Below are 6845 nucleotides of genomic sequence, written 5' to 3' on the forward strand. Positions count from 1 at the left end.
GCCGGGGCCTGTCGCGGCAGAGGGGCGCGCCCGGCGCAGGCCTACCGCAGCAGGGAGGCGAGGGTTTCGGTGAACGAGGTCGCCGAATGGTCGGCGTGATCGCGGATGCGCGTGGCGATCGCGGCGGCTCCGCCGCCCTCCACGAGGCCGGCGAGCCGGTCGGCGCGGCGCTCGTGGGCCTCCGCGGTGTCGGGAAGGGTGGACAGGTAGAAGTCCGCCGCGTCGTACGCCATGTGGAACACGTGCTTCTTGACGTCGCTCAGCGTCAGATAGTCGTCGTCGGTCGTCGGCCTCGGTTCGGGCGCGCCCACGCACACCACCGGGGTGCCGGCGCCCCAGGCGTTGACGCACAGGTGGTAGGTGTCGGTGATGACCAGCCGATAGCGGGGCAGGACCCGCACCAGGTCACCGAGGGTGTGGGCGCCCGGGCGGATCGGAATGTGGCCGACCGGTGCGGGAATGTCGCGGTCGAACCAGGGCAGCCACTCCAGCGGAGCTCCGAAGCGGTCGGAGAGCGTGTGGCAGAACCCGGGCAGCCACTCGGGGATCGGGGTGCGGGCGCCGAGGAACACGCCGATCGCCCCGCCCTCCGGGACGTCCTTCGACCACCCCGTGACCGGCAGGTGGTCGAGGTCGCCCGGGCGGGACAGCAGCGCCGCGTCCGAGCCGAAGTGGTCGGTCGTACGGTCCCCCCGCAGGTGCGCCAGCTTCGCCGCCGACAGCGGATCGCGCACCCAGACCCGGCGGCTGCGCGTCATCAGGCGCGCGAACAGGGGGCCGTACTCCTTGTCCTCGTAGTCGGACTGCGTGTTGTGCAGGATCGTGCCGCCGTAGCTGAGGGTGCAGGCGAGCAGTTCGTCCGGCTGGTCGGCGAGCAGCAGGGTGCGGTTCAGCAGGGTCCGGGCGGCGTCGCGGTCGCCGGCGATGCCGAAGTCGAGCAGGCGGTTCGTCGCGTCCTGCGCCAGATAGTGCCGGGTGTGCAGGAAGTCGCCCCAGAACACGACCGCGTCGTGGTCGGCAAGGGTGTCGAAGTCCTCGATCAGCGACCGGAAGCGGAACGGGAAGTCGGCGCCTCGCGCGGACGTGCGCAGCGGCACGGTCTCCGGAAGGTGGAGGGTGTACCAGTCCGCGTCGATCCCGGTCGCACCCATCCTCCGGCGCAGGGACTCGAAGGCCAGGTCCACGGTCAGCATGCCCGTGTTGCGGTAGCCGATGTTGGGCGCGGTGATGACGGCGACGCGTGCCATGTGTTCGTAGTCCCCCAGCTGGTGCGACGCCTCGACGTGCGGCGCGGACGGTCACCGCCAACGTACACATCCGCCTGAGCGCGAAGACGGCCCGCCCACCGGTTTCCGCCAACTCGACTCCGCTGCGCGGCATTCACGGCCGGTCCGGAAGCGCTCAAAGAGGGTTCGGCCCGTTACGATCACCTTCAGGCGGCTGCGCTCTCCCCGAATGACTCGGCGGCCCTGATCGCCCGTGTGGGGGAGGAGGTCGGTCAAACGTGGTCGATGACGACGGCTGCTTCGGGGAGTCCGTCGCGGCGTCGTACGACGAGTCCGCCGCGGAGATGTTCGAGGCGGGGGTCGTGGAGCCGGCCGTCGCGTTTCTGGCGGGGCTGGCCGGGGACGGTGGCCGGGCGCTGGAGTTCGGGATCGGTACCGGGCGGATCGCCCTGCCGTTGGCGCGGCGCGGGGTCGCGGTGCACGGGATCGACCTGTCCCGGGCGATGGTGGAACGGCTGCGCGCCAAGCCGGGCGGGGACGAGATCGGCGTCAGCATCGGGGACTTCGCGACCACGAAGGTGGACGGCACGTTCTCGCTCGCCTATCTGGTCTTCAACACGGTCATGAACCTGACCTCGCAGGACGCCAGGTGGAGTGCTTCCGCAACGCCGCGGCGCATCTGGAGCCGGGCGGTTGCTTCGTCGTCGAGGTCCTCGTGCCCGATCTGCGACGGCTGCCGCCGGGGCAGGACGCGGTGCCGTTCCGGGTGGAGGAGGGCCGCCTGGGCTTCGACCTGTACGACGTGGCGACGCAGTCGATGAGTTCGCACCACGTGCGGGTGGTGGACGGCCGGGCCACGTACATGTCCGTTCCGTTCCGCTATGTGTGGCCGGCCGAGCTGGATCTGATGGCCCGGCTCGCGGGGCTGCGGCTGCGGGAGCGGTGGGACGGCTGGACCCGCGCGCCGTTCACCGGCGAGAGCCGCGCGCACGTGTCGGTGTGGGAGAAGCCCGCCGGCTGACGTCCGCTACGCCGCGCGTCCGCGCCCGACCTGCGTCCGGACCGCCCCGATGCTCGCCCCGATCACCAGGGCGATCGCCGCCGCCTGGGTCAGGGACAGGGACTGGCCGAGGATCAGGAAGCCGGCCGTCGCCGCGATGGCCGGCTCCAGGCTCATCAGGACGGCGAAGGTGGAGGCGGGCAGGCGCCGCAGGGCCAGGAGTTCCAGGGTGTAGGGCAGGACCGAGGAGAGCAGGGCCACCGACGAGCCGAGGGCGAGGGTGGCCGGGTCGAGCAGGCGGGTGCCGGCCGCCGTGATGCCCAGCGGCAGGAAGAGGAGGGCGGCGACCGCCATGGCGAGCGCCAGGCCGTCCGCCTGCGGGAAGCGGCGGCCCGTCCGGGCGCTGAAGACGATGTACGCCGCCCACATTCCGCCCGCGCCCAGGGCGAAGGCGACACCCGCGGGATCCAGGTCGCTGAAGCCTCCTCCACCGAGCAGGAACACGCCGCCGAGGGCCAGGGCCGCCCACAGCACGTTGATCAGGCGGCGGGAGGTCAGGACCGAGAGGGTCAGGGGGCCGAGGACCTCCAGGGTGACGGCCGGGCCCAGCGGGATGCGGGCCACCGACTCGTAGAAGAGGCCGTTCATCGCGCCCATGGCGATGCCGAAGACGACCACCGTGACCCAGTCGGCGCGCGAGTGGCCGCGCAGCCGGGGACGGCAGACCAGCAGCAGGACGATCGCCGCCGCGAACAGGCGCAGGGTGACGACACCGAGCGCCCCGGCCCTCGGCATCAGGGTCACCGCGAGCGCGCCGCCGAACTGCACCGAGATGCCGCCGGCCAGCACCAGGCCGACCGGGCCGAGCGAGCCGAGGCGGCCGGGGGCGCCCGGGGACGGCGCCGTCGGCGCGGACGTCGAAGGGGCGTCGCTGGGGGTGTTGACGATGCTCACGGCGGTCCTGGGGCTCTGATCAGATCCTGTACATCTCCATGTACTACTGGGTCCAGGGTAGTAGACCCCGTCAGCAGTGTGAACCCTCTACGGCTCTGTCCTGGAGGTGAGATGCGCCTCCCCCGGATGCCGGAGCCGAAGCCGTTCGGCGCACCGGGCCGGGCATGCCCTCGGCCGGGGACGCCCTCGGCCGGCAATGCTCTCGGCGCGCAGCCCGCCGCGGACTCAGCGCCGGGCCATGTACAGGTCGAGTGCCTTGTGCAGCAGCCGGTTCAGCGGGAAGTCCCACTCCCCCAGGTACTCCACGGCCTCGCCGCCCGCCCCCACCTTGAAGCGGAGCAGGCCGAGCAGATGGCCGGACTCGTCCAGGGTGTCGGTGATGCCGCGGAAGTCGTAGACGTGCGCGCCGAGTTCATGGGCGTCGCACATCATGCGCCACTGCATCGCGTTGTTGGGCTGCACCTCCCGCCGGCGGCCGGTGGAGGCGCCGTAGGAGTACCAGACGTGGCCACCGACGATCAGCATCGTGGCCGCCGCGAGCACCTCCCCGTCGTGGTGGGCGAGGTACAGCCGCATGCGGTCGGGGTCCTCTTCGGTGAGCGCCGTCCACATGCGCCGGAAGTACGGCAGCGGGCGCGGGACGAACCGGTCCCGCTCGGCGGTCTCGGTGTAGAGGCCGTAGAAGACCGGCAGGTCCTCGTAGCCTCCCCGCACCACCTTCACGCCCGCCTTCTCGGCCTTCTTGACGTTGCGCCGCCACTGCTGGTTGAGCCCGCCGTGGATGTCCTCCAGCGACCGTCCGGCGTAGGGGACCTGGCAGACGTAGCGCGGCTGCCCGGCGGCGAAGCCGTCCTCGCCGCCGGGCTCGGCCTGCCGCCAGCCCATGCCCCGCAGCCGGTCGGCGAGGGCCAGGGCCCGCGGCTCCTCCGAGGTCGCCGGCACGTCCCGCAGCCGGTGCGCGCCCGGGTCCGCGATGGCGGCCTTGACCGCGTCGGGACTCCACCGCCGGGTGACGACGGGCGGCCCCATCTTCACCGAGAAGGCGCCCCGGCCCTTGAGGTGAGCCAGCATCGGCCGCAGCCACCGCTCCAGGTCGGGGGCGTCCCAGTCGATGACCGGCCCCTCCGGCAGATACGCCAGATACCTCTTCACCCCGGGCAGCGGCCTGAGCAGCGCCAGTCCCACCCCGACCAGCCGCCCGTCCGCCTCGAACCAGCCCAGGCTCTCCGCCTCCCAGTCGGGCTTCACGTCCCCCCACGACGGCACCTGCAGATGGCTGACCGAGGGGCGCCGCGCCACGAAGGCGAGGTGCTCGGCGCGGCTGATCGGGCGGACGACGAGGCTCATGCGCGGGGCTCCTTTGCGGATCGCGGATCAGCTCACCTTACGAACCACCCCGCCCGTCCTTCGGTCCCCAGGCCGCCGGCACGTCCGTGTCGGTCGCCCGTGCGCGCAGGAAGTAGTCGGCCCACTCGGATCTCGGGATACGCGCAGTGCGCGGTGAGCCGGGCGATCGCCGCCGGTATGCCGTACTCCGTCACGCGCAGGTCGGCGCCGGGCCCGATCAGGCATGAGTGGGCGCCGGGACGGCCGCGGCCGCCAGTGCGGGCAGCACGCCGTGGACGTCCGCGAGGACCGCCAACCTGCCGTATGCGTCGCTCACCTGGCCTCTCCCCCGTGCTCGTCCAGCGCCTGCGCCAGTACCTCCGCCAAGTGCCGCCCCCGCACCCCGGCCAGTTGCTCCAGCTGGGTGCGGCAGGAGAAGCCGTCCGCCAGGACCACCGTGTCCTCGGATGCCTCCCGCACCGAGGGCAGGAGCTGTTCCTCCGCGCAGGCCCGTGACACCTCGAAGTGGCCCTTCTCGAAGCCGAAGTTGCCCGCCAGACCGCAGCAGCCGCCGGAGAGCTCCCCGGCCAGCCCGGCCGCGGCGCGCAGTCTGCGGTCGGCGCCGTCGCCGAGGACCGCGTGCTGGTGGCAGTGGGTCTGGCCGGCGACCGGGCGGCCGACGGCGGGCGGGGTCCAGTGCGGGGCGTGCCGCTGAAGGGCCTCGGCGAAGGTGAGGACCGCGGCGGAGAGCCGGGCCGCGCGCGGGTCGTCCTGCAGCAGCTCCGGGAGGTCGCTGCGCAGGGCGGCCGCGCAGCTCGGCTCCAGGACCACGACCGGGGCCCCGGACCGCAGCACCGGCTCCATCAGGTCCAGGGTGCGGCGCAGGACCGCGCGGGCGTCGTCGAGCCGGCCGGTGGAGATGTAGGTCAGGCCGCAGCAGACCCGGGCCCGGCGGGCCGTGAGCAGTGCGGTCGCCGCCCCGGCCCGGCCGTCGCCGATCGCTGTCCGGCGCGGCAGCAGCGTCGGCGGGAGGGCCACCCGCAGGCCGGCGGCCTCCAGGACCCGGACGGCGGCCCGGCCGACGGACGGGGAGAGGTGCTCGGTGAAGGTGTCCGGCCAGAGCACGACCAGGTCCCCGCCGCCGCGGGCCGCAGGCGTCCTCCGGCGCCACCAGCCGCTGAACGTCCGCGTCGCCAGGCGGGGGACGGGCCGCTCGGGCGCGATGCCGCCCAGGCGTTTCGCCGCGCGGGCGAGCGGCCGCACCGAGGCGAGCGCGTTGAGCAGCGGGGCCGTGCGCGTCCGGGCGACCCAGCGCAGCCACCGCGGCAGCCCGCCCATGCTGTGGTGGGCCGCGGGGCGGTGGCGGCCGGCGTAGTGGTGGTGCAGGAACTCGGCCTTGTAGGTGGCCATGTCGACGCCGACCGGGCAGTCCGAGCGGCAGCCCTTGCAGGACAGGCACAGGTCGAGGGCATCGCGCACCTCCGTGGACCGCCAGCCGTCGGTGACCAGTTCGCCCGCGAGCATCTCGTGCAGCAGGCGGGCCCGGCCGCGGGTGGAATGCTCCTCCTCGCCGGTCGCCCGGAAGGAGGGGCACATCACGGCGGGGCCGACCGCCGTGGTGTCACGGCACTTGGCGACGCCGACGCAGCGGCGGACGGCCGCGCGGAAGTCGCCGCCGTCGGCCGGGTAGCCGAAGGCCACGTCGACGGGCCGGCGGGGCAGCACCGAGAAGCGGAGGTTCTCGTCGAGGAGGGCCGGGCGGACCAGCATGCCGGGGTTGAGCAGGTCGTCCGGGTCCCAGACGGCCTTGGCACGCTCGAAGAGGGCGATGGTCTCCTCGCCGTACATGCGCGGCAGCAGTTCCGCGCGGGCCTGGCCGTCGCCGTGCTCCCCGGAGAGCGAGCCGCCGTGCGCGACCACCAGGTCGGCCAGTTCCCCGGAGAAGCGCCGGAATCGGCCGATGCCCGCCTCGGTGAGCAGGTCGAAGTCGATCCGGACGTGGATGCAGCCGTCGCCGAAGTGGCCGTAGGGCGTGCCGCGCAGCCGGTGGGCGGCGAGCAGGGCGCGGAAGTCCCGCAGATAGGCACCCAGCCGGGCGGGCGGCACCGCGCAGTCCTCCCAGCCGGGCCAGGCCTCGCTGCCGTCCGGCAGCCGGGTGGCCGTACCGCTCGCGTCCTCGCGGATGCGCCACAGGGTCCGCTGGGCGCCTGGGTCGATCACCACGAGCGCATCGACCGCGTCGGCCGCGCGGACGATCGCCTCCGCACGCGCGCGTGCCTGGGCCGCCGACTCCCCGCCGGTCTCCACGAACAGCCAGGCGCCCCCCTTGGGCAGCCCGG

General features: G+C 73.7%; 4 protein-coding genes and 2 pseudogenes. 2 read left to right on the top strand and 4 right to left on the bottom strand.

The features are described 5' to 3' along the window. Window positions 1–41: 41 nt before the first annotated feature. Window positions 42–1247, bottom strand: a complete 1206-nt coding sequence (locus tag ACLU3S_RS20060) for a hypothetical protein (RefSeq protein WP_413953281.1) — start codon at window positions 1245–1247, stop codon at window positions 42–44. Window positions 1248–1382: 135 nt separating this feature from the next. Here ACLU3S_RS20060 and ACLU3S_RS20065 point away from each other — a divergent pair. Next, a pseudogene (locus tag ACLU3S_RS20065) lies at window positions 1383–1493 on the top strand (XRE family transcriptional regulator); the annotation flags it as partial. 11 nt (window positions 1494–1504) lie between these two features. After that, window positions 1505–2247: pseudogene (locus ACLU3S_RS20070) on the top strand (class I SAM-dependent DNA methyltransferase). Between the two features lie 6 nt (window positions 2248–2253). On the opposite strand, the gene ACLU3S_RS20075 reads toward ACLU3S_RS20070, so the two are convergent. From ACLU3S_RS20075 to ACLU3S_RS20085, 3 genes are all read right to left on the bottom strand, one after another. Then, window positions 2254–3174: an EamA family transporter gene (locus ACLU3S_RS20075; protein WP_413953284.1), complete on the bottom strand. Its 921-nt coding sequence runs from the start codon at window positions 3172–3174 to the stop codon at window positions 2254–2256. Between the two features lie 231 nt (window positions 3175–3405). Then, entirely contained in the window at window positions 3406–4527 is a 1122-nt protein-coding gene (locus ACLU3S_RS20080) for a lipid II:glycine glycyltransferase FemX (protein ID WP_413953282.1), read from the bottom strand. Window positions 4528–4839: 312 nt separating this feature from the next. After that, a partial coding sequence (locus tag ACLU3S_RS20085) for an FAD-linked oxidase C-terminal domain-containing protein (RefSeq protein ID WP_413953283.1) occupies window positions 4840–6845 on the bottom strand: 2006 nt, incomplete at its 5' end.

Source organism: Streptomyces sp. AF1A (genome assembly GCF_047340315.1).
GTDB lineage: Bacteria > Actinomycetota > Actinomycetes > Streptomycetales > Streptomycetaceae > Streptomyces.